Raw genomic sequence first — 21,565 nt, forward strand, 5'->3', positions numbered from 1 at the left:
ACCAGCGGCGTGCCATGCTCTCGAAGCCGAACCGGGCCCCGCACCCCGCGGATGCGATCGGCCGGCACGCGCTGCTCTTGGATACCAAGCCGGTACCGGGCTCAGCGGGGCAGGTTCTCCAGCCACTCGCTCTCGATCATGCCCTCGGCGACGATCACCGCGGGTCCGGTCATCTCGATTTCCCCGTCGGGTCGTTCGGTGATCACCAGAGTGCCGCCGGGCACATCCACCGTGTACGTCGCCGGGGTTCCGGTGACTCGCGGGTCGACGCCGTCCCGGCGGGCCGTGGCCACGGCGACCGCGCAGGCGCCCGTGCCGCACGAGCGGGTCTCACCGGCCCCCCGCTCGTGGACGCGCAGCGCCACGTGCCGCGGGCCGCGGTCGGCCACGAACTCCACGTTGACGCCGTCCGGATAGACCGAGGCGGGGCTGAACGGGGGTGCGGTGAACAGGTCGCCGGCATGGTCGAGGTCGTCCACGAAGGCCACGGCGTGCGGGTTGCCCATGTTCACGTTCCGCGCGGGCCAGCTGCGCCCGCCGACGCTCACGGTGACGCCGTCGCCGGGCAGCAGCGCCCGGCCCATGCCGACGGTGATGTCACCCGCGGCGGAGCCGCTGTCGGACACGGTCTTGGCGATGTGCACCGCCTTCACACCCCCGCGCGTGGCGACCGCGATGTCTCCCTCGGCCACATGTCCCGCACGCTGGAGGTAGCGCGCGAACACACGCACTCCGTTGCCACACATCTCGGCGATCGAGCCGTCGCCGTTGCGGTAGTCCATGAACCACTCGGCCTCGGCCGCCAGGTGCCGCGCCTCGGGGTGCGCGGCGGACCGCACCACGTGCAGCAGCCCGTCGCCACCGATGCCCGCGCGGCGGTCGCAGAGGGCCGCGACGGAGGCGGGGGGCAGGTCGATGGCGTTCTCGGGGTCCGGAACGATCACGAAGTCGTTCTCGGTGCCGTGCCCCTTGAGGAAGGCGATCCGCGTGCTCATCCCTCGATCGTACGGGGTGCCCACGACCCCGCGTCCCTGCCCTCGCAGCGCACAGGGCCGGCGAGGGGGAGGCGGGCGTCAGCGGAGGCGGGCGACCCGCCAGACGGCCAGGGCCACCACCACTGCGACCAGTACGGCGTAGGCGATCACGATCCGCCAGTCGGGTCTGCGACCGGAGCTCCGGGCCGGCAGGCCGGGCCAGGTGTAACCCACCCTGCGGGCGGCCATCATGCCCCAGCCGGCCGCGCAGGAGCAGATCAGCAGGCCCAGCATGGCGATCACGGCGCCGCTGTCGCCGAAGTCGAAGGCGAGCGGGAACGCGAACATCAGGGAGCCGACCGCGGCCAGGCCGACGATGGGTGCGAGCTGCCAGAGGCGCAGCCGGCCCTGCGGACGCAGCTCGACCTCGACCTCGTCGCCACCCGCGAACATCTCGTCCGGATCGGGGCCGTCGTCGGTCACTCCGCCCTGCGTCTCGTCCGGCCCGTCGGGGCTGAGACGGTCAGGGTTCTGCTCCGGTACACCCCGCTCGGGGGTGAGGTGTTCGGTGCCATGTGCGGTGTCGCGAGGGCCGGCCTCCATCGCCACGCGCCCTCCCAACTTGGACTCCACTTGGTCGATCGAAGCTCGATGATGGCACGGCGCCAGAGGCCCGGATGACGGCCTGGGCGTCCCGATGCCATGACGTGATCAGGCTGTAACCGGTCGTTCGACCAACGACAGCGCGAGCTGCGGAAGTTCCGTCAGATCCGCCGCGGCCCCACTCAACCAATGCACCCGCGGGTCGCGCCTGAACCATGAATCCTGACGGCGCGCGAAGCGCTTGGTGGCACGGACGGTCTCGGACCGCGCGTCCTCCAGGGTGCACTCTCCGGCAAGCGCGGCGAGCACCTGCTGGTAGCCGAGCGCGCGCGAGGCCGTACGCCCCTCGCTCAACCCCTGCGCCTCCAGTGCGCGCACTTCGTCCACGAGACCCGCGTCCCACATCCGGTCGACCCGGCCGGTGATCCTCTCGTCCAGCTCGGGGCGGGCGACGTCGACACCGATCTGGAGGGTGTCGTAGACCGAGTCGTGGCCGGGAAGGTTGGCGGTGAAGGGCAGGCCGGTGATCTCGATCACTTCGAGCGCCCGGACGATACGGCGGCCGTTGCTCGGCAGGATGGCCCGCGCGGCCTCGGGGTCGGCGGCGGCGAGACGGGCGTGCAGCGCGCCGGATCCGCGCAGCGTGAGCTCGTCCTCCAGGCGCGACCGTACGGCGGGGTCGGTGCCCGGGAACTCGAGATGGTCGACGGCCCCGCGGACGTAGAGGCCGGAGCCCCCGACCAGGACGGGCCAGCGCCCGGCGGCGAGCAGTGCGTCGATCCGCTCCCGGGCAAGGCGCTGGTACTCGGCGACGGACGCGGTGGCGGTCACGTCCCAGATGTCCAGGAGATGGTGCGGGACTCCCCCGCGCTCCTCGGGCGTCAGTTTGGCGGTTCCGATGTCCATCCCCCGGTAGAGCTGCATGGAGTCGGCGTTGACGACTTCACCGCCAAGCTCTCGGGCCAGGAAAACGCCCAGATCGGACTTTCCGGCTGCGGTGGGGCCGACGACGGCGATGACCCGGGGGGTGGGGGGTGCGCTGCTCACCGGTCCAGTCTCGCAAACCTCACAGCCGGCCCTCCATCGAGTTGCGTGACGCGACGGGCGCGGGGCTGCGCCCGTGGCCGGGTTTCGGCCACGGAAGGACCGTGCGGCAGGGCGGGACCGCGTCCACGCGAGTACCATATGGAGTGGATATAGGCGTTTTTGTACATGAGTACATGCGAACCGCACCGCGAGGGAAGGTGGACCATGGGTCTCCTGGACAACATGAAGGCCAGGCTGGGGCCTGCCAAGGACAAGGTCGCGGACCTCGCGCAGCAGCACGGGGGCAAGATCCAGCACGGGCTGGACAAGGCCGCGAAGACCGCTGACGAGCGGACCAAGGGCAAGTACAGCGACAGGATCCAGAAAGGCACCGGCAAGGCCAAGGACGCCATGGACCGGCTCGCCCACAAGAACGAACCCGGTCCGGACGCGGGTGGCACCACTCCCCCGGCGGGGCCGCCACCCGCTCACTGAGCGCTGGGCACTGGATCGGCATAAGGCCGGGAACGCGCACGGCGCTCCCGGCCTTCGGTCGTGCCGGGCCGTCCGACGTGCCGGGCGGGCATCGCGCGGAGCCGTCTCCTACGACCAGGTGGCCACCATGTAGCCCACCCCGTACGGAGCGTCCTCGTACAGCAGCGTGCCCCGCAGAGCGGTCCCCCCGGCTTCGGCCGCCCCCGCCAGGACCTGCCAGGGTGCCCGGCCGGACGCCTTGAGTTCGCGCGCCAGGCCACTGTCCAGCGCCTGCAGGGCCGCCGTGTCGGCCGCTCCCAGCGCCCGCGCGGCCTCCGCGTCGAAGGGCGTCGCCCGCTCGTCGAGGTAGCCCGGCGCCTTGAGCGTGCGGCAGGCGCTGCCGTCGCCCATCACCAGCAGCGCGACCCGCTCCGTCCTGGTGGCGATGTCCCGTCCCTGTTCGGCGCAGCGCTCGGCCGCGAGGGACTCCCCCACGCCGAGTCCCTCGACGGGTGCGTCCGCCCATCCGGTCCGCTCCAGCAGCCAGGCGCCCACCGCGAGCGCACCGGGCAGTGCCCGGCCGGTCGTCGTGTCCCGGTCCGCTCCGAGCCGTACGTCGAGACCGACACCGAAGCCGTGGAAGGACCCTGTGCTGCCCTCCGGATAGCGCTCGGGCCCCACGTCGCCGCGCACCGGACCGACGACCACCAGCAGGTCGGGCCGGGCGGCAGCGAGCACGCCGACCGCGTCCGTGCACGCGGCCCGCGCGGTGTCCAGCTCGGGGGCGGCACCTGCGGCGACCTCGGGCACGAGCAGCGGCGGGCACGGGCAGACTGCGGCGGCGACAAGCATGATCAGCAGCCTACTGCTGCGGCCCGAAACGGCGTCCCCGTCTCACGGGGCGCGCGTGCTCCAGACGCGCTCCGCGAGGCAGGGCCGCAGGTGGCAGGTGCCCGGTTTGCCCTTGATCTCCACGAAGTACGTGTCGTCGCCCACGCGGTACACCTCGCGACGCTGTTGCGGCAGGCCCCCGCCGAACCTGCGCGTGCACGCCGTCTCGTACAGCCTGCGGCGCGCCTCATCCCGCGTGCCTTCGGAACCGTGCGGGCGGCCGGAGTGTGTCGTTCAGCTCCTCCACAACGACCCAATGAGCCATGCGTCCGCCCCCGTCGCGGTCCGGTCAGTCGATGGCGCAACCCCCGGTGACCGCCGGCAGCGGCTCGGGCACACCCACCTTGGGCAGACCGAGCATGACACCCGCCGGCTCGGCGGCACCGGCGGCGTTCCGCTTCTCCCAGGCGTCGCCCGCGCGGGTGCGGCGCACGTCCAGGGTGGGGCCCTCGGCAAGGAGGTGGTGGGGGGCCGCGTAGGTGATCCCGACGGTGACGACGTCGCCGGGACGGACCTCCTGCTCCGGCTTGGTGAAGTGCACCAGGCGGCTGTCCGGGGCACGGCCGGAGAGACGGTGGGTGGCGCCGTCCTTGCGGCCCTCACCCTCGGCCACCATCAGTTCCAGGGTGCGGCCGACCTGCTTCTTGTTCTCCTCCCAGGAGATCTCCTCCTGGAGGGCGACGAGCCGTTCGTAGCGCTCCTGGACGACCTTCTTGGGAATCTGGCCATCCATCTCGGCGGCCGGGGTTCCCGGCCGCTTGGAGTACTGGAAGGTGAAGGCCTGGGCGAAGCGGGCCTCGCGCACCACCTGCAGGGTCTGCTCGAAGTCCTCCTCGGTCTCGCCCGGGAAGCCCACGATGATGTCGGTGCTGATCGCCGCGTGCGGGATGGCGGCGCGGACCTTCTCGATGATGCCGAGGTAGCGCTCCTGCCGGTACGAGCGGCGCATCGCCTTGAGGACCGTGTCCGAGCCGGACTGGAGCGGCATGTGGAGCTGCGGCATCACGTTGGACGTCTCGGCCATGGCGGCGATGACGTCGTCGGTGAAGTCGCGCGGGTGTGGGGAGGTGAAGCGGACGCGCTCCAGGCCCTCGATCCTCCCGCAGGCCCGCAGCAGCTTGCTGAACGCCTCCCGGTCACCGATGTCGGAGCCGTACGCGTTGACGTTCTGGCCGAGCAGGGTGATCTCCGAGACACCCTCGGCGACCAGCGCCTCGATCTCGGCGAGAATGTCCCCGGGGCGCCGGTCCTTCTCCTTGCCGCGCAGCGCGGGGACGATGCAGAAGGTGCAGGTGTTGTTGCAGCCGACGGAGATGGACACCCAGGCCGCGTAGGCGCTCTCGCGGCGGGTCGGCAGCGTGGACGGGAAGGCCTCCAGCGACTCGGCGATCTCGACCTGGGCCTCCTCCTGGACGCGGGCGCGCTCCAGCAGGACCGGCAGCTTGCCGATGTTGTGCGTGCCGAAGACGACGTCCACCCAGGGGGCCCGCTTCACGATGGTGTCGCGGTCCTTCTGCGCGAGGCAGCCGCCGACCGCGATCTGCATGCCGGGGCGCTGCGCCTTCCTGGGGGCGAGGTGGCCGAGGTTGCCGTAGAGCTTGTTGTCGGCGTTCTCGCGCACGGCGCAGGTGTTGAAGACGACGACGTCGGCGTCGCCGTCGGCGCCCTCGGGAGCGCGGACGTAGCCCGCGTCCTCCAGCAGCCCGGACAATCGCTCGGAGTCGTGGACGTTCATCTGGCACCCGTAGGTGCGTACTTCATAGGTGCGCGTGCCGCCCACTGACTGGCTCCGGTCGATGCTGCTCATGCCCTACAGGGTAGGCGGTCGCCACGGCACCCCCGGGACTCCGTTCGGGATCGGGCTCGGGCCCGCGCCCGGGGCTCCGCTCAGGCCTCCGCCCGGGGCTCCGCGCCCGGCGCCCACCCCTGCCGGCGCAGCACCTCGGACACGTCGGGCGCCTCGTAGTGGTCCCCCTTGAGGACCTTGCCGTCGGACCGGCGGACGATCGTGCCGTCGGGGCCGCGCTTGCTCATGTTGGCGCGGTGGATCTCGGAGATCACCGCGTCGAGGTCGATGCCGTGGACGAGCGCCGTGCCGTAGGCGACGTAGACGACGTCGGCGAGTTCGTGCGCGAGCCGGTCGAGGGGGCCGTGCACCGCGACCTCCGCGACCTCTGCGGCCTCCTCGGCGAGCAGGGCGCCGCGGTGGGCGGCGAGTTCCGGTGGGACCTCGGTCGGTGTCTCGCGCGCGTCCAGCCCGAAGGCACGGTGGAACTCACGGACCAGGTCGGCGGGCGAAGCACTCATGCCATGACGGTAACGGCCGCCTCCCGAAACTCTCCCGGCCTGGTCAGAGGGGCGCACGGGCTGGCAGGATCGCGCACATGTCCATCGCGCTGTCCCGTATCGGCAGGCGCCGGGTCCTGCGGGGCGCGGTCGCCGGCCTCGTGGCGCTCGGGCTGCTGCTGTGGTGGCTGGCGCCCTGGAGCGAGGATCCGCCGCGCGGGACGGTCACGCTGAGCACGGGCACACGCGCGGGGGTCTACCAGAAGTACGGGGAGCTTCTGCGCACATCGCTGAGTAAACACATGCCCGATCTCGAAGTGCGGCTGCTGACGAGCGACGGTTCGCAGGAGAACGTGCGGCGCGTGGCGACCGGGCAGGTGGACTTCGCGATCGCCGCCGCCGATGCGGTGCAGACGTACAAGCTGAGCGGTGCGCGGGGGGCCGACGGGCTGCGCGGGGTCGCCCGTCTCTACGACGACTATGTGCAGCTCGTGGTCCCGCCCGGCTCCGGCATCCGCTCCGTCGCCGATCTGCGGGGCAAGAGGGTCGCCATAGGGCCGCCCAAGTCGGGTGTCCGGCTCATCGCCAACCGGGTGCTCAGGACGGCCGGCATCGACCCGGAGAAGGACATCAGGCCCTTCGCGGACGGCATCGACACCGGCCCCGGGCGGCTCGGGCAGGGGCTGGACGCGTTCTTCTGGTCGGGCGGGCTGCCCACCGACGGCCTGCGCACACTGTCCGAGGACGCCGGCCTCCGGTTCGTGCCGATCACGGCCGACCTGGTCGCCCAGTTGCACAAACAGGACGGCGCCACGCGCTACTACCGTGCCACCAACATGCCGGAGTCGGCCTACCCCGGCAGCCAGCACGGCTCGCCCGTCCCGACGATGGCCGTGTCCAATCTGCTGATCACCCGGGCGGACACGGACCCCCGGCTCACCGAGTGGCTGACCCGGATCGTGCTCAAGAGCCGGGACGGCATCGGGGCACACGTCCACTCCGCCCAGCTCGTCGACGTACGCACCGCGATCTACACCGACCCGCTCCGGCTGCACGACGGCGCGCGCCGGTACTACCGGTCCGTCAAGCCCTGAACCGTTGTCTCGCCCGTGGGGGCGCTCCTCGGCACCGTCACCCTCACCGTCAGCCCGTGCGGCTCGTGCCGGGCGTACGCGATCGAGCCGCCGCCCGCCGTGAGCAGGGCGCGGGAGATGGACAGACCGAGGCCGGAGCCCTTGATGTTCTGGTGCCGTGAACTGCGCCAGAAGCGGTCGCCGACGCGGGCCAGCTCCTCGTCGGTCAGACCGGGGCCGTTGTCGGTGACGACGACGGTGGAGGTGTCGCCGTTGGAGGCGACGGCCACCTCGACGGTCCGGTCCTCGGGCGTGAACTTCACCGCGTTGTCGATGACCGCGTCCAGTGCACTGGAGAGGGCTACCGGGTCCGCCCACGCCGTGGTCGGCGGGCAGTCCCCGGTCAGCAGGACGCCCTTGGCCTCGGCGGTGGGCGACCACGCCGCCACGCGTTCGGCGGCCAGAGCGCCGATGTCGGTGATCTGGAGCTGGGCCTCGCTGTGCTCGGCCAACGCCAGATCGAGCAGGTCGTCCAGGACCTGTGCGAAACGCCTGCCCTCGCCCTGGACCGAGGCGATCTCCTCGTTGCCCTCGGGCAGTTCCAGGGCGAGCAGTTCGATGCGCAGGAGCAGTGCCGAGAGCGGGTTGCGCAGCTGGTGGGAGGCATCGGCGACGAAGGCGCGCTGCTGCTCCAGCACGCTCTCGACGTTGTCCGCCATCTCGTTGAACGACCGGGCGAGCCTGCGCAGTTCCGGCGGTCCGCCGGCCACCGCGACCCTGGACTTCAGCCGCCCGGTGGCGATGTCGTGCGTGGTGGCGTCCAGGACCCGTACGGGCTTGAGCACCCAGCCGGCCAGCCGGAGGGCCGCGCCGACGGCCAGCAGCATCGCGGCCGCCTCGCCCGCCGCGATGAGCAGCCAGCCCCGCAGGATGCGGGACCGCATGGGCCCGGTGGGCGAATCGGTGACGACGACGGCGACGACGTCACCGTCCCGGATGACCGGCGAGGCCACCACGAGACTGCGCCGCTCCCAGGGCCACACCTGCTCGGGGTCGTGGCTGCGGCGGCTGAGCAGCGCCTCCTGGAAGGCGCCGCGCACCTCACCCGTGCTGGGCAGGAACCAGTCGTCCAGCGCGTGTGCCATCGGGACGTCGTTGCGGTGGAAGACGCCGGCCCGGATGCCGTACACCTCGTAGTAACTGTGGAGTTCGCTGCTGAGGGTCTCCCGGCGCTCGTTGACGTCTCCGGTGCCGAAGCCCGCGGGTTCGGTGACGAACTGGGCGAGGGCCGCGAAGCGCGCCGTGTCGTCGATCCGGTCGACAATGACCTGCTGCTGCTGCGCGCGCGCCAGGCTGACCGCGAGCGGGACGCCGAGGGCGAGCAGGACGGCCGCCATCAGGACGATGAGCAGCGGCAGCAGACGTGTGTGCACCCGGACCGGCCCGCCCTAGGCCGCGGGCTCTACGAGCCGGTAGCCGACTCCGCGCACGGTCTCGATGAGGGCCGGCATGCGCAGCTTCGCGCGCAGGGAGGCGACGTGCACCTCCAGGGTGCGCCCGGTCCCCTCCCAACTGGTGCGCCACACCTCGCTGATGATCTGCTCGCGGCGGAAGACGACCCCGGGGCGCTGGGCGAGCAGGGCCAGCAGATCGAACTCCTTGCGGGTCAGTGGGACGACCGCACCGTTCACGCTGACCTGCCGGGTCGGCAGTTCGATGCGCACGGAGCCGAGCAGCAGCTCGGTCTCGCCGCCGCTGGGGGCGCCCTCCTGGACGGTGCGCCGACTGACGGCGTGGATCCGGGCGAGCAGTTCGCCCGTGTCGTAGGGCTTGACCACGTAGTCGTCGGCGCCGAGGTTCAGGCCGTGGATGCGGGAGCGCACGTCGGCGCGGGCGGTGACCATGATGACCGGGGTGCCGGTGCGTTTGCGGATCTTGCCGCACACCTCGTAGCCGTCCTGGTCGGGCAGGCCCAGGTCGAGGAGGACGACACCGAAGCCGTCGGCGTCGGGGACGAGCGCCTGGAGAGCCTCCTCACCGTTGCGCGCGTGGGTGACGTCGAAGCCGTGTCGCGCCAGGACGGCCGACAGGGCGGCGGCGACGTGGTTGTCGTCCTCGACGAGAAGCAGTCTCATCCGGTCCCCCTTCGGTTCATCGGCCGTACGACCCGAGTGTGTAGAAAAGCGTGGAGAAAAACGTGTGCACACGCGTGCGCACCTTGCAGTGACGCCGATGAACGAGGATGGCGTCAAGAGGGTTCCGGTTGCTCTTCGGTACCGTTACCCGGACGAAATGAGCCCTGCTCACAAGTACTACGACACGTGTCCGATTGCTATCGGATCGTGATGCTCAGATTCCCCTCAGATGTGATGACGCGGGACTGAAGGGTTACTACTGTCCTCCCAAATCGAGGAGGACGGAGCCAGAGAGCGATGACCGAAGTATCGGTGGCCGAGGAAGATGTGGCCGCGACCGGCGATCTGGTCGTCCTGAAGAGCGTCAACAAGCATTTCGGCGCGTTGCACGTACTCCAGGACATCGACCTGACGATCGCCCGCGGCGAAGTCGTCGTCGTCATCGGGCCCTCCGGGTCCGGGAAGTCCACCCTGTGCCGCGCCATCAACCGTCTGGAGACGATCGACGACGGGTCGATCGCGATCGACGGCAAGCCCCTGCCGCACGAGGGCAAGGAGCTCGCCCGGCTGCGGGCCGACGTGGGCATGGTCTTCCAGTCCTTCAACCTCTTCGCGCACAAGACCGTGCTCGAGAACGTGACGCTGGGCCAGGTCAAGGTTCGCAAGAAGGACAAGAAGGCCGCCGAGGAGCGGGCCCGCGCCCTGCTCGATCGGGTCGGCGTGGGCGCGCAGGCCGAGAAGTACCCCGCGCAGCTCTCCGGCGGCCAGCAGCAGCGTGTCGCCATCGCGCGGGCCCTGGCGATGGAGCCCAAGGTCATGCTCTTCGACGAGCCGACGTCGGCGCTCGACCCGGAGATGATCAACGAGGTCCTGGAGGTCATGCAGCAGCTCGCCCGCGACGGCATGACCATGATCGTCGTGACCCACGAGATGGGCTTCGCCCGTTCTGCCGCCAACCGCGTGGTGTTCATGGCGGACGGCCGCATTGTCGAAGAGGCAACGCCGGACCAGTTCTTCAGCAACCCGCGCAGCGACCGCGCCAAGGACTTCCTGTCGAAGATCCTTCACCACTGACGTCGTCCTGCGCCTGGCGCTCGGACGACGTACGTCACCGGATGGCCGGGGCCGCATCACCTCACCCGCACACGGGCCGCATCACCTCACCAGTCAAAAGGATGTCCACCATGAAGCTCCGCAAGGTCACCGCCGCCTCGGCCGCCGTGCTCGCCCTCGCCCTGACCGCCACCGCCTGCGGCGGCGACGACAGCGGCGACAACGCCTCGTCCTCCGGCTCCGGGGGCGGCGACAAGATCAAGATCGGTATCAAGTACGACCAGCCCGGTCTCGGCCTGAAGACGCCGGACGGCTCCTTCGCCGGCTTCGACGTGGACGTCGCGACCTACGTCGCCAAGGAACTCGGCTACGAGGCCGACCAGATCGAGTGGATCGAGACCAAGAGCGCCGACCGCGAGAACGCCCTCGCGCGCGGTGACGTGAAGTTCATCGCGGCGACCTACTCCATCAACGACGAGCGCGCCCAGAAGGTCGACTTCGCCGGCCCGTACCTGCTGGCCCACCAGGACCTGCTGGTGAAGGCGGACTCGGACATCTCCGACGCCACGGACCTCAACGACAAGAAGCTCTGTTCCGTGGCCGGGTCGACCTCGGCGCAGAACGTCAAGAAGGACTTCGCTCCGAAGGCCCAGCTCAGGGAGCTCGGCACCTACTCGGAGTGCGTCGCCGCGCTGCAGAGCGGTGCCGTGGACGCGCTGACCACCGACGACTCGATCCTCGCCGGCTACGCCTCGCAGGACCAGTACAAGGGCAAGTTCAAGCTCGCCGGTCTGAAGCTGAGCAACGAGAACTACGGCATCGGTGTCAAGAAGGGCGACACCGAGACCGTGAACAAGATCAATGACGCGCTGGAGAAGATGGTCGGCGACAAGGCCTGGGACAAGGCGGTCGAGGCGAACTTCGGCCCGGCCGAGTACAAGAACGAGCCGGCCCCGAAGATCGGCGACCTCGTCAAGTAAGCCCAGGGCCGTCCGTAACGCGGGGTTCTGAAGGCGTGCCGCCGTCCGTCGCGATCAGGGCGGCGGCGCGCCGCGTCCGCCACGTACGCCACACACCCGGAAGCGCGGGAGATCGTGTTCGACTTCATTTCTGACTACAACGATCCAACCTTGTTGGGTGCCTTCTGGATGACGGTGAAGCTCACCGTGCTCTCGGGCATCGCCTCCCTGGTCGGGGGCACTCTGCTGGCGGCGATGCGAGTCAGCCCCGTCCCCCTGCTGCGAGGGTTCGGCACCGCTTATGTGAACATCGTCCGGAACATCCCCCTGACGGTCATCATCGTCTTCACCTCGCTCGGTCTCGCCGACATCTTCGGCATGACCATGGGCGCGCCCGACGACTTCGCGCTCCAGGGCTTCCGCCTCGCGGTGCTCGGTCTGTCCGCCTACACCGCGGCCTTCGTCTGCGAGGCGCTGCGCTCCGGCATCAACACCGTGCCCGTCGGGCAGGCCGAGGCGGCCCGCGCCATCGGTCTGAACTTCTCGCAGGTGCTCGGGCTGATCGTGCTGCCGCAGGCGTTCCGCGCGGTGATCGGACCGCTTGCGAACGTGCTGATCGCGCTGACCAAGAACACGACGGTGGCGGCCGCGATCGGTGTGGCGGAGGCTGCTCTGCTGATGAAGGAAATGATCGAGAACGAGGCACAGACGCTGCTCATCGGCGCGGTCTTCGCCTTCGGATTCGTGGTACTGACCCTGCCCACCGGCCTGTTCCTCGGCTGGCTGAGCAAGCGACTGGCGGTGAAGCGGTGACCTCCGTTCTGTACGACGCCCCCGGCCCCCGGGCCAAGCGGCGCAATGTCATCTTCTCGGTCGTGTCCGTCGTCCTCATGGCCCTCGTCCTGTGGTGGGTCTACCTGACGATGGACGACAAGGGCCAGCTGGAATGGACCCTGTGGAAGCCGTTCACCGAGTCCGAGGCCTGGACGACGTATCTGCTGCCCGGCCTCGTCGACACTCTCAAGGCCGCGGGACTGGCCATGGTCATGGCGCTGCCGCTGGGGGCGGTCCTCGGCATCGCCCGGATGTCCGACCACCGGTGGGTGCGGGCTTCGGCCGGCACGGTGGTGGAGTTCTTCCGGGCCATCCCGGTGCTGCTGCTGATGCTGTTCGCCAACGAGTTCTTCGCCCGCTCCACGGACGTCAGCACCTCGGACCGGCCCATGTACGCGGTCATCACCGGTCTGGTGCTCTACAACGCGTCGGTCCTCGCCGAGGTCGTCCGGGCCGGCATCCTGGCCCTGCCCAAGGGGCAGACGGAGGCGGCCCAGGCGATCGGCCTGCGCAAGGGCCAGACGATGTCCAGCATCCTGCTGCCGCAGGCCGTCACCGTGATGCTCCCCGCGATCGTGACCCAGCTGGTCGTCATCGTGAAGGACACCGCACTGGGCGGCGTGATGCTCGGCTTCACCGAACTGCTGAACGCGCGTGGCACGCTCGCGGCCAACTACGCCAACGTCGTCCAGAGCTTCATCGTCGTGGCGATCATCTTCATCGTCCTGAACTTCCTCATCACCTCCTTCGCCTCCTGGCTCGAGGCGCGGCTGCGCCGCAGCAAGCGCAGCACGGGTGCGGTGCTCGGCGCCGACAAGGTAGACGACCTGAACGCGGCCGAGGTCGGTGGCACCTACGGGACCGGCGCGGGCGGCACTGTCTGACGCACGCCCTCCTGTGCGCCGGCCCCTGGCATGACTGTGGCCCGCCGTTGCCCGGCGGGCCACAGTCATGCCAGGGGCCGGCCCGCACCACCGGTGCGAACGAACGGTGCGAACCGGACTCATGTGATGAACAGTCAAGTGGTGTGACGAGCCCCGCCCGACTTCATGATCGCCACCGGCCTTCGGTCACTTGACGCAAGCACCGGCAATAGGTTGCATACGTTCTGTGATCGCGCACCCTGCTGCCTCTTCCTGTTCCTCCCCGTCCCTTCGGACGTCACTTCGAGCAGGGGGCGTCGCGCCGTGGACCCGGTGATCATCGTCGGAGCGGGGCCCGTCGGGCTCACGCTCGCCCTGGCGCTGGCGCGTCAGGAGGTGCCGTGCGTGGTCCTCGACGAGGGGCTGGGCAAGGACGAACCGCGTCCCGCGCGCTCCGTCGTACTCCGCGAGGACACCACGGAACTCGTCAAACGGCTGACCGGGATGCCGCTCGCCGCCGCCGGTTCACCATGGGCCGGATGGCGGTCGATGCGGCGCAAGCAGGTGACACATGAGATCGCCTTCGACGACACCGAACCCGGCCCCGTGCACATCGCCCAGCACGTCCTGACCGGCGCCCTGCGCGCGGCTCTCGTCGGCGAGCGGCTCGTCAAGGTCGTCGTGGACAGCCGTCTGGACTCCCTCGAACAGGAGCCCTCCGGCGTCACCGCGCACACCCGCGGCACCGGCGGCACCTGGTGGCGCGGCAGCTATCTGGTCGGCTGCGACGGCCCCCGCTCCACCGTGCGCAAGCTCCAGGACATCCGCTTCCCCGGCCGCACGGCGGTGGAACGTCACGCCGTGGCCGCGCTGCATACAGAGCTGCCCTGGCCCTCAGAAGCGTTGCTGCACCGGATGCCACCGTGGCGCACCTCCGGCCCCTTCGCCGGGGAGATCAGCGCGCGCCCGCTGCCGGACGGCGTGTGGCGGCTGGACTGGCTGATGCCGCCGGGCAAGGAACTGGTCACCCCCGAGCTGCTCCTCGACAGGGTTCGGGAGACCCTGGCCGGCTGGGCTGGCGGCCCGACACCGCCGTACGAACTGCTCGACACCGGGGTGCACGCCGTCCACCACCGGCTCGCCCGGCGCTGGCGGTCCGGCCGTGTGTTCCTCGCCGGGGACGCCGCGCATCTGCTCGGCGCCCTGGGCACGCACGGGCTGGACGAGGGTCTCCGCGACGCCGACAACCTGGCCTGGAAGCTGGCCCTGGCCTGGCACCACGGTCCGCACGAAGCGCTGCTCGACAGTTACCAGACGGAGCGCAGGGCGATCGTCTCCGCCCGGCTGCGCGCCGCCGACCAGGCGTTGCCGCTGGTACGGGGCGGCAAAGGCCTGCGTTGCTACGTCCCCGGCGCTGCTCGCGGTCATGACACGCTCCTGGTGGAGGGGCATCTGGGACAGGGGGTGCTGGGCGCGCCGGGCGTGCACACCGACTCACCCCTCACGCCTCCGCTTCTCGAGGGCGAGGTCCCCGTGGACACTCCGGTCGGGGCACCGGTCACCGATGTACGGGTCACGGCGGAGGACGGCACCTTCGTCCGGCTGCGGGGCCGGCTCGGCCGGGGGGCACTGCTGGTGGTGCTGATCGCGCCGGGCACCGGGGTGTGGGAGCGCAGGCACTGGGTGTCCGCCGGGATCATGCCCCGGCTCGCGTCGGCGGTGGCGGCGCTGCCGCACCCGGCCGAGCTTCTGGTCGCGGAGAGCTATCCGGGGGCGGCGGCCCACACCGTGCTGCTGGTACGCCCCGACGGGCACCTGGTCACGGCACTGAGCGGGGTCCGTCCGGCGTCCCTGTACACGGCGGCCGAGACGGCGGTCGGCGGACCGGCTTCGGCGGAGGCGGAGGCCGCAGGGGCGGATGCCGGGGCAGGGGCGGGAGCGAGGGCCGGAGCCAACGCCGGTACCGGCGCGGGCTCGCGCTGAGGTTCCGGGCACTGGTGGTCCGCCCGCACGGAAGCTGGTGGGAGGGCCCTGTGCCGGATGAGGCGGCGCGGACGATCGGCGTCGGATCCTGTCGCCGCTCCGGCGCACGGCGTCCCGGCTCGGTCCCGACACTCCCCGGCACACGGCCTCCCGCCGGGCACTGGTGGTCCGCCCGCACGGGAGCTGGAGGGCGGGGGCCTGTGCCGGGTGCTGCGGCGCGATGATCCGGTGTCAAGTCCTGTCGCGCCGCGGCGCACGTCGTCCCGCCCCGGTCCCGATGTGTCCCGGCGCGCGGCGTCCCGCCGGCTCGTCATTGCCGCAGTGACCGCGGCTGTCCGCATGTTGACGACGAGTTGATCCCGTGCGCGGCGTCGTGGTGTACTCCGGTCCGTGACCGACACCTGTGTGCGCCTGTGGCGGAGGGTCCATATGGACCTCCTCCGCTATGTGGGCTGCGTGTGTCGCCCGTCCTTCTGAACTCGCGTTTTCCCTCCCCACGCGCCGCGCGCCGTTTCCCTGCCGCTGCTGCCGTGCGCGCTCCGCGAACCTTTCTTCAGGACGGTGCCACGTGTCTGCTTCCCCTGCGCTCTCCCCTGCTCTCTCCACGTCTCCCGCGGTCTCCGCGTCCGGTGCGGCTCCCGGCCCGACCACTGCCCCGGGTACGGACTCCATCCCTGCCGCCGACCCCTCGCAGGCGGAACTCCTCGACTTCGTACGACGCGTCGCCGCCGACGCCGAGCTGGTCGCCTCACTGCCGCTCGATCCGGAGGGCCGCACCTGGGTACGGCTCGACGGTCCCGCAGGCAGCGAGGCCTGGCTGATCGGCTGGCCGCCCGGCACGGGCACCGGCTGGCACGACCACGGGGAATCCCTCGGGGCCTTCATGACCGCGTCGGGTGAGCTGAAGGAGAACGCGCTCTCCGTGCGGCTCCCCACCGACGGCTGGAAGACGCTGGAGCTGAACGACGGCGTGGACCGGGAGCGCCGGCTGGCGGCAGGCCAGGGCTGCGCCTTCGGCCGCCACCACGTGCACGAGGTGCTCAACGAGTCCCCGGAGCACCACGCGGTCTCCGTGCACGCCTACCACCCGCCGCTCCCCCTGATGCGCCGGTACAGCCGCACCGGCCCGACACTGCGCCTGGAGCAGGTCGAGCGCCCGGCGGACTGGCAGTGAGCGGGGCACCGGAGAGGGCCGTCGACGCCCCGGTGATCGACGAGCTGCTGGAGCGGGTCCGCGCGGGCTACGAACGCATCGAGCCGGCCCCCGCCCACGAGGCCGCCCGCGACGGGGAAGCCCTGCTGGTCGACATCCGCTACGCGGCCCTGCGCGACCGGGACGGGACGATCCCCGGTGCCCTCGTCGTCGAGCGCAACGAACTGGAGTGGCGTCTCGACCCTCAGGGAAGTCATCGCCTCCCCGAGGCGACCGGTCATGACCTGCGCTTCGTCGTGATCTGCAACGAGGGCTACGCCTCCAGCCTGGCCGCGGAATCCCTGCACCGGCTGGGACTCCATCGGGCCACCGATCTGATCGGCGGCTTCCAGGCCTGGCGGGCGGCGGGACTGCCGGTACGGACGTAGAGCGGGCTCTCAGTACCCGCCGTCCTCCAGGAACTCCGTGTCCTCGCCCTCTTCCTCCAGCGCCTGCCGGACCACGCGCAGGGCGAGGCCCTCGGGGTAGCCCTTGCGGGCGAGCATGCCGGCGAGGCGGCGGATCCGCTTGTCTCGGTCGAGTCCGCGGGTGGAGCGCAGTTTGCGGGCGACGAGCTCGCGCGCGGTGTTCGCTTCCTGTTCGGAGTCGAGCTGGGAGACGGCCGCGTCGATCAGCGTGGAGTCGACGCCCTTGGTCCGCAGCTCCTGGGCAAGGGCTCGCCGTGCCAGGCCCCGGCCGTGGTGCCGGGACTCGACCCAGGCGTCCGCGAAGGCGCCGTCGTTGATCAGTCCGACCTCTTCGAACCGGGACAGCACCTCCTCGGCGGCCTCGTCCGGGATCTCCCGTTTGCGCAAGGCGTCGGCGAGCTGTTTCCGGGTGCGCGGGGTCCCGGTGAGCAGGCGCAGACAGATCGCCCGTGCCCGCTCGACCGGGTCCCCCGGAGACTCCTCCCGCTCGGCCCTCGGTGAGGAGGAGTCGTCCCCGTCCGCTGCGGCCGCCTCGCCGAAAGCCCGGCGTCTGCGTCCACCACGCGGCCCGCCGTCACGCGAGCCGCTCCCCCGTGAGCCCTCTGCACGACGGGACCCGGCGCCACGCCGGCCACCGCCCGGGTCCTCACTGGAGAAGTCGCCAAAGAAGCCGTCCCCGCCGTTGACGTCCCCGTACACCGTGTCACCGTTCGTGGCCGGGTCGTCGCCGCTTCCGGTGCCCGCCCCCCGTGGGGCGCCGGAAGCGGAGAACTCGTAGTCGGCCCAGTCGGTTCGTCGGGTCACGGGTCAGCTCTTGACCGCGGCGGCCTTGGACTTGGTGGTCTTGGCCGCCGGGGCCGAGGCCGGAGCCGGAGTCGCGGCCGCCTCGGCCGGAGCGGCGGTGCCGGCAGCATCCGCGCTCTTCTCACCGGCCGGCTCCTCGGTCTGCACGCCGATGCCGAGCTTCTTCAGGATCTTCTTCTCGATCTCGTCGGCGAGGTCGGGATTGTCCTTGAGGAAGTTGCGGGAGTTCTCCTTGCCCTGGCCGAGCTGGTCGCCCTCGTACGTGTACCAGGCGCCGGCCTTGCGGACGAAGCCGTGCTCCACACCCATGTCGATCAGGCCGCCCTCACGGCTGATGCCGTGGCCGTAGAGGATGTCGAACTCGGCCTGCTTGAAGGGCGGCGCCACCTTGTTCTTGACGACCTTGACACGGGTGCGGTTGCCGACCGCGTCGGTGCCGTCCTTCAGCGTCTCGATCCGGCGGATGTCCAGACGCACCGAGGCGTAGAACTTCAGCGCCCGGCCACCGGTCGTGGTCTCCGGCGAGCCGAACATCACACCGATCTTCTCGCGCAGCTGGTTGATGAAGATCGCGGTGGTCTTCGACTGGTTGAGCGCACTGGTGATCTTCCGCAGCGCCTGGCTCATCAGACGGGCCTGCAGACCCACGTGCGAGTCGCCCATCTCACCCTCGATCTCCGCCCTCGGCACCAGCGCCGCGACGGAGTCGATCACGATGAGGTCGAGGGCGCCGGAGCGGACCAGCATGTCCACGATCTCCAGCGCCTGCTCGCCATTGTCCGGCTGGGACAGGATCAGGTTGTCGATGTCGACGCCGAGCTTCTTCGCGTACTCGGGGTCGAGGGCGTGCTCCGCGTCCACGAAGGCGACCTGGCCGCCGGCCCTCTGCGCGTTGGCCACCGCGTGCAGGGTCAGGGTCGTCTTGCCGGAGGACTCCGGCCCGTAGACCTCCACCACACGGCCGCGGGGCAGGCCGCCGACGCCGAGGGCCACGTCGAGCGCGGTCGACCCGGTCGGGATGACCTCGATGGGCTCGTTCGTCCGGTCACCCATGCGCATGACCGCGCCCTTGCCGAATTGCCGTTCAATTTGTGCGAGTGCGGCGTCGAGCGCCTTCTCGCGGTCGGTTCCTGCCATGGGTTCCACCCGATTTGCTTGAGTCGATCGCTTCACGTCAATGACGCTAGCGCCTGCCACTGACAACGCGCTCCGACGCACCTCCAGCCTGTGGACAACCAGGGACCAATCCTGCCTGAATCGGGTCACAACACCCACGTTCGGGACTCACCGGCACTCCCATAAGAATAGATGTTCGATTTTTGTGTCAAGCGCATCCCCCGCCACCCTCACGAGTCATCCACCCTCCTGCATCTGGTCGGAGCCAACGGTTCACGTCGTCGGCCCCGACCGGATGCTGAAGCCGTCTGCCGAGCTCAGGAGTCCTCGGTGTCCCCGCCCCTGGGGCGCGCCGAGCCCGGTCGGCGCGCCCAGAGGTGCCGAGCGCGGATGACGGGGGTCCGCCGCTCGCCGGAGCCGGGACCGCCATCACCGGGGCCTGTTCCGCGGTGGCCGTGCACGCGGGGGTCGTCGGTGACGTCGTAGCGCTTCACGTACGCGCCCAGGAACGCCTGGAGGGTGGCGACCGCGGGAATGGCGATCAGCGCGCCGACGGCGCCGAGCAGGGCAGTGCCCATGACGACCGAGCCGAAGGCGACCGCCGGGTGGATGTCGACGGTCCTCGCGGTCAGCTTGGGCTGCAGTACGTAGTTCTCGAACTGCTGGTAGATCACCACGAAGATCAGTACCCACAGCGCGTACCAGGGGTCGACCGTGAAGGCGATCAGCATGGGCAGGGCGCCCGCGAGGTACGTGCCGATGGTGGGGATGAACTGCGACACCAGGCCCACCCACACGGCGAGCACGGGTGCGTAGGGCACCTCGAGAATCTCCAGCAGCACGTAGTGGGCCATGCCGGAGACCAGCGCCATCAGTCCGCGCGAGTACAGGTAACCGCCGGTCTTGTTCACGGCGATCTCCCACGCGCGCAGCACCTCGGCCTGGCGCGCGGGCGGCAGTACGGAGCAGATGGCGCGGCGCAGCCGCGGGCCGTCGGCGGCGAAGTAGAACGAGAACAGCCCGATGGTCAGCAGCTGGAAGAGGCCCCCGAGGACCTGCGTGGAGACGTCCAGGACGCCGGTGGCACTGTTCTGCACGTAGTTGCGCAGCCAGTCGGAGCGGAGCAGTCCCTCCTGGATGTCCACCCGCCGCAGCTCGGTGTGGAAGTGCGTGTTGATCCAGTTGATGACGGAGTCGAGGTACTCCGGGAAGTCCTCGACGATCTTGATGATCTGTCCCGCCAGCATGGATCCAAGCAGCGTGACGAAGCCCGCCGCCGCGATCAGCACCCCCAGGAAGACCAGGAAGGTGCCCAGCCCCCGGCGCACCCCGCGCGCGGCCATCCAGCTCACCGCGGGCTCGACGGCGAGCGCCAGGAAGAACGCGATGAGAATGTTGATCAGCAGACCGGTGAGCTCGTGGAAGGCCCAGCTGCCCAGCTGGAACAGGGCGATCAGCGCGAGCGCGAGCACCATGGCACGCGGCAGCCACCGCGGCATGCGGAAGCCGGGCGGCGGGGCCGCGGGGCTCACCGGAGAGCCGGGGTGCGGCGGCGTGCCTGGCGCGGAGGGATGCTGGGCTGCCTGCCCAATCTCTTCAGTGGGTGCCACGGGGCAAGTCTCGCCCACGCCACAGGCAGCCGTCTGCCTCCTGGCGGTCTCTGTGACGATCAGCGCTTTTCCCGGGGAACCTCCATCACCGCGCAGACCACCTGCCAGACGTCCTTGGCGGCCCAGCCGGCCCCCAGTGCCTCGTGCACGGTGCGCCCGCCGAGTTCCGACATGACGTGATCGCGCGCGAAGGTGTCGGCATGGCCCCTACCGAAGTGCTCCGCCATCCGTTCCCAGAAGACCGTCAACCGCATGCCCCCAGTATCCCGCCCGCGGGGGTGAGCCGGGGCGGGGACCGCCCGCCGGCACCGCTGTGCGCCTACGGTCGGATCCATGCCCACACCCGAACCCGTCCCCCACCCCCCGAACACCCCGCTCGCGCGTGCGGAACGGTTCGTCTGGCTCACCGCGCGGGTGCTCGAGCAGCGGCTCTTCGCCCACCACTTCCTCGAGGGCGGTGCCGACCCGGTGGAGCGGGCGCTGGACGCCTACCGCAACGAGGACGGCGGATACGGGCACGCGCTGGAGCCCGACCTGCGGGGGCCGGTCAGCCAGCCGCTGCACACCGCCCACGCCCTGCACGTCCTGGACGCCGTCGGCCGCTGCGGCGGCACGCGCGTGGAGCACGTGTGCGACTACCTGACGTCGGTGTCCACAGCGGACGGCGCGCTGCCGGTGATCCTTCCCGCTCAGCGCGGCTACCCTACGGCCCCCTTCGTGCCGGTCGTGGACGACCCGGCCGGTGAGCTCCTGGCCACCGGGCCGGTGGTGGGGCTGCTGCACCGCAACAACGTGTGGCACGCCTGGCTGTTCCGGGCCACGGACTTCTGCTGGCAAGCCGTCGAGTCGCTGGAGCACAGCCACCCCTACGAGATCCGGGCCGCCGTCACCTTCCTGGACTCGGTCCCCGACCGCCCGCGCGCGCAGGCCGCCGCCGACCGACTGGGCCGCCTGGTGCGCGATCGGCGGCTCGCGGCGCTCGACCCGGACGACCTCGGCGCGTACCCGGTCGCGCCGGATTACGCTCCGGGCGAGCACCACTTCCCGCACGACTACGCGCGGACACCGCGTTCCCTCGCACGCGCGTGGTTCACCGACGAGGAGATGTCACGCTCGCTGGACCACCTCACGGCCGAGCAGCAGGAGGACGGCGGCTGGCCCGTACGGTGGCGCCAGTGGGCGCCCGCCCCCGCCCTGGAGGCCCGCCCGATGGTGACCGTCGACGCACTGCGCACGCTCACGGCGTACGGCCGCGCGACCG

General features: G+C 70.7%; 23 protein-coding genes. 11 read left to right on the forward strand and 12 right to left on the reverse strand.

Annotated elements, in window-relative coordinates; all coding sequences use genetic code 11:
* Nucleotides 1-101: 101 nt before the first annotated feature.
* From dapF to miaA, 3 genes are all read right to left on the reverse strand, one after another.
* Nucleotides 102-995: a diaminopimelate epimerase gene (dapF, locus tag ACFPZI_RS20610; RefSeq protein ID WP_381364937.1), complete on the reverse strand. Its 894-nt coding sequence runs from the start codon at nt 993-995 to the stop codon at nt 102-104.
* A 78-nt stretch (nt 996-1,073) separates the two neighbouring features.
* On the reverse strand, nt 1,074-1,577 hold the full coding sequence (locus ACFPZI_RS20615; protein ID WP_381365007.1) for a hypothetical protein: 504 nt from the start codon (nt 1,575-1,577) through the stop codon (nt 1,074-1,076).
* 108 nt (nt 1,578-1,685) lie between these two features.
* Nucleotides 1,686-2,624: a tRNA (adenosine(37)-N6)-dimethylallyltransferase MiaA gene (gene miaA, locus ACFPZI_RS20620; protein ID WP_381364939.1), complete on the reverse strand. Its 939-nt coding sequence runs from the start codon at nt 2,622-2,624 to the stop codon at nt 1,686-1,688.
* 204 nt (nt 2,625-2,828) lie between these two features.
* Between miaA and ACFPZI_RS20625 the strand changes: the two genes are divergently transcribed.
* Nucleotides 2,829-3,098, forward strand: coding sequence for an antitoxin (locus ACFPZI_RS20625; protein WP_381364941.1), 270 nt, complete (start codon nt 2,829-2,831; stop codon nt 3,096-3,098).
* A gap of 108 nt (nt 3,099-3,206) precedes the next feature.
* Here the strand turns inward: ACFPZI_RS20625 and ACFPZI_RS20630 are convergent, their stop codons facing one another.
* From ACFPZI_RS20630 to ACFPZI_RS20640, 3 genes are all read right to left on the reverse strand, one after another.
* On the reverse strand, nt 3,207-3,929 hold the full coding sequence (locus ACFPZI_RS20630; RefSeq protein WP_381364943.1) for a class III extradiol dioxygenase subunit B-like domain-containing protein: 723 nt from the start codon (nt 3,927-3,929) through the stop codon (nt 3,207-3,209).
* Nucleotides 3,930-4,257: 328 nt separating this feature from the next.
* Nucleotides 4,258-5,775 carry a tRNA (N6-isopentenyl adenosine(37)-C2)-methylthiotransferase MiaB gene (gene miaB / locus ACFPZI_RS20635; protein ID WP_381364945.1) on the reverse strand — a complete coding sequence of 506 codons (1,518 nt, stop codon included), beginning with the start codon at nt 5,773-5,775 and terminating at the stop codon, nt 4,258-4,260.
* A gap of 80 nt (nt 5,776-5,855) precedes the next feature.
* A complete protein-coding gene (locus tag ACFPZI_RS20640) occupies nt 5,856-6,275 on the reverse strand; it encodes a pyrophosphohydrolase domain-containing protein (RefSeq protein ID WP_381364946.1) in 420 nt (139 codons plus the stop codon).
* A gap of 77 nt (nt 6,276-6,352) precedes the next feature.
* On the opposite strand from ACFPZI_RS20640, the gene ACFPZI_RS20645 reads away from it, so the two are divergent.
* Nucleotides 6,353-7,348, forward strand: a complete 996-nt coding sequence (locus ACFPZI_RS20645; protein ID WP_381364948.1) for a TAXI family TRAP transporter solute-binding subunit — start codon at nt 6,353-6,355, stop codon at nt 7,346-7,348.
* On the opposite strand, the gene ACFPZI_RS20650 is transcribed toward ACFPZI_RS20645, so the two are convergent.
* A complete protein-coding gene (locus ACFPZI_RS20650; RefSeq protein ID WP_381364950.1) occupies nt 7,327-8,760 on the reverse strand; it encodes a sensor histidine kinase in 1,434 nt (477 codons plus the stop codon). The two genes, ACFPZI_RS20645 and ACFPZI_RS20650, sit on opposite strands and share 22 nt — an antisense overlap.
* A 15-nt stretch (nt 8,761-8,775) precedes the next feature.
* Entirely contained in the window at nt 8,776-9,462 is a 687-nt protein-coding gene (locus tag ACFPZI_RS20655; protein WP_381364952.1) for a response regulator transcription factor, read from the reverse strand.
* A gap of 297 nt (nt 9,463-9,759) precedes the next feature.
* Between ACFPZI_RS20655 and ACFPZI_RS20660 the strand changes: the two genes are divergently transcribed.
* From ACFPZI_RS20660 to ACFPZI_RS20695, 8 genes are all read left to right on the forward strand, one after another.
* Nucleotides 9,760-10,536, forward strand: coding sequence for an amino acid ABC transporter ATP-binding protein (locus ACFPZI_RS20660; RefSeq protein WP_381364954.1), 777 nt, complete (start codon nt 9,760-9,762; stop codon nt 10,534-10,536).
* A 110-nt stretch (nt 10,537-10,646) separates the two neighbouring features.
* Nucleotides 10,647-11,495 carry a glutamate ABC transporter substrate-binding protein gene (locus ACFPZI_RS20665; RefSeq protein ID WP_381364956.1) on the forward strand — a complete coding sequence of 283 codons (849 nt, stop codon included), beginning with the start codon at nt 10,647-10,649 and terminating at the stop codon, nt 11,493-11,495.
* A 114-nt stretch (nt 11,496-11,609) separates the two neighbouring features.
* The gene (locus ACFPZI_RS20670; RefSeq protein ID WP_381364957.1) at nt 11,610-12,287 is read left to right on the forward strand and encodes an amino acid ABC transporter permease; all 678 of its coding nucleotides are present in this window, start codon (nt 11,610-11,612) and stop codon (nt 12,285-12,287) included.
* Nucleotides 12,284-13,192 carry an amino acid ABC transporter permease gene (locus ACFPZI_RS20675; RefSeq protein WP_381364959.1) on the forward strand — a complete coding sequence of 303 codons (909 nt, stop codon included), beginning with the start codon at nt 12,284-12,286 and terminating at the stop codon, nt 13,190-13,192. The genes ACFPZI_RS20670 and ACFPZI_RS20675 overlap by 4 nt, the downstream gene beginning before the upstream one ends.
* A gap of 303 nt (nt 13,193-13,495) precedes the next feature.
* Nucleotides 13,496-15,154: an FAD-dependent monooxygenase gene (locus tag ACFPZI_RS20680; RefSeq protein WP_381364961.1), complete on the forward strand. Its 1,659-nt coding sequence runs from the start codon at nt 13,496-13,498 to the stop codon at nt 15,152-15,154.
* A gap of 429 nt (nt 15,155-15,583) precedes the next feature.
* Entirely contained in the window at nt 15,584-15,631 is a 48-nt protein-coding gene (locus ACFPZI_RS20685; RefSeq protein WP_381365008.1) for a hypothetical protein, read from the forward strand.
* Nucleotides 15,632-15,722: 91 nt separating this feature from the next.
* Nucleotides 15,723-16,328, forward strand: coding sequence for a cupin domain-containing protein (locus ACFPZI_RS20690; RefSeq protein WP_381364963.1), 606 nt, complete (start codon nt 15,723-15,725; stop codon nt 16,326-16,328).
* Nucleotides 16,325-16,735, forward strand: coding sequence for a rhodanese-like domain-containing protein (locus tag ACFPZI_RS20695; RefSeq protein WP_381364965.1), 411 nt, complete (start codon nt 16,325-16,327; stop codon nt 16,733-16,735). The genes ACFPZI_RS20690 and ACFPZI_RS20695 overlap by 4 nt, the downstream gene beginning before the upstream one ends.
* A 9-nt stretch (nt 16,736-16,744) precedes the next feature.
* Here the strand turns inward: ACFPZI_RS20695 and recX are convergent, their stop codons facing one another.
* The 4 genes from recX to ACFPZI_RS20715 all read right to left on the reverse strand — a co-directional run bounded on the left by recX (nt 16,745) and on the right by ACFPZI_RS20715 (nt 20,558).
* On the reverse strand, nt 16,745-17,578 hold the full coding sequence (gene recX, locus ACFPZI_RS20700; protein ID WP_381364967.1) for a recombination regulator RecX: 834 nt from the start codon (nt 17,576-17,578) through the stop codon (nt 16,745-16,747).
* A 3-nt stretch (nt 17,579-17,581) separates the two neighbouring features.
* Complete coding sequence (gene recA, locus ACFPZI_RS20705; RefSeq protein WP_381364969.1) at nt 17,582-18,715, reverse strand: recombinase RecA; 1,134 nt, start codon at nt 18,713-18,715, stop codon at nt 17,582-17,584.
* Between the two features lie 296 nt (nt 18,716-19,011).
* Entirely contained in the window at nt 19,012-20,304 is a 1,293-nt protein-coding gene (locus ACFPZI_RS20710) for an AI-2E family transporter (protein WP_381364971.1), read from the reverse strand.
* Between the two features lie 59 nt (nt 20,305-20,363).
* On the reverse strand, nt 20,364-20,558 hold the full coding sequence (locus tag ACFPZI_RS20715) for a DUF3046 domain-containing protein (protein ID WP_381364972.1): 195 nt from the start codon (nt 20,556-20,558) through the stop codon (nt 20,364-20,366).
* 79 nt (nt 20,559-20,637) lie between these two features.
* Between ACFPZI_RS20715 and ACFPZI_RS20720 the strand changes: the two genes are divergently transcribed.
* A partial coding sequence (locus tag ACFPZI_RS20720; RefSeq protein WP_381364974.1) for a hypothetical protein occupies nt 20,638-21,565 on the forward strand: 928 nt, incomplete at its 3' end.

The sequence above is a fragment of the Streptomyces chlorus genome (assembly GCF_042655885.1).
Classification (GTDB): domain Bacteria; phylum Actinomycetota; class Actinomycetes; order Streptomycetales; family Streptomycetaceae; genus Streptomyces; species Streptomyces chlorus.